A 578-nucleotide genomic window follows, 5' to 3' on the forward strand; every position below is an offset into this window, starting at 1 on the left:
GCAGGGTAAACGCTGATTTTTTATCGCCATTTTCCCCTATGGTGTTTGAAGCCTATTCACAGGCTTTGGACGGCATATCAAAGTTTATGGCGGTGTGTGGTAACGGTAACGTCCACGCCTGACTATACGCAGGAGAGAGCACCGCCCCCTATTTTGGGCATTTCTCAAATCTCGAACGTATAGGAGCATTTCAAATGCAATCTTGCACTTCTACCCAAATCCAAACCATTCAAAATCAAGCCCAAACGGTAACCATCCCCTTAGAGCTGGCAAACCGCATTATGAACGCGCTGTACTACGGCGGCGAATTTATCGCCAATACGGGCGCAATCATCGACACCATTTGCGACAACATGGCCGCCCATTCCGTCCGCAACTCCCCCATAAGTGCGAGCGGAAGCGCGGCACGCCTTGCCACAGTCATTCAAACCCTAGTCCCCCATGCGGAAAACTTGGAATCTTTCGATTTATCATCCGAGCTTGCGGGATATATTCAAACTGACCCCGTCCCAGCGCCCTAACGATTCAGACGGCTAAGCCCTCTTATTCCCTGAAATTTACCCGCCTTTATGCCGCCT

Annotated in this window: 1 protein-coding gene; it reads left to right on the forward strand. The window is 50.5% G+C overall.

Annotation, left to right across the window (positions count from 1 at the left end):
• Nucleotides 1-194: 194 nt before the first annotated feature.
• A complete protein-coding gene (locus tag HMPREF2871_RS07500; protein WP_049344851.1) occupies nt 195-521 on the forward strand; it encodes a hypothetical protein in 327 nt (108 codons plus the stop codon).
• Nucleotides 522-578 lie beyond the last annotated feature (57 nt).

This window comes from Neisseria sp. HMSC067G12 (genome assembly GCF_001812725.1).
Classification (GTDB): domain Bacteria; phylum Pseudomonadota; class Gammaproteobacteria; order Burkholderiales; family Neisseriaceae; genus Neisseria; species Neisseria perflava.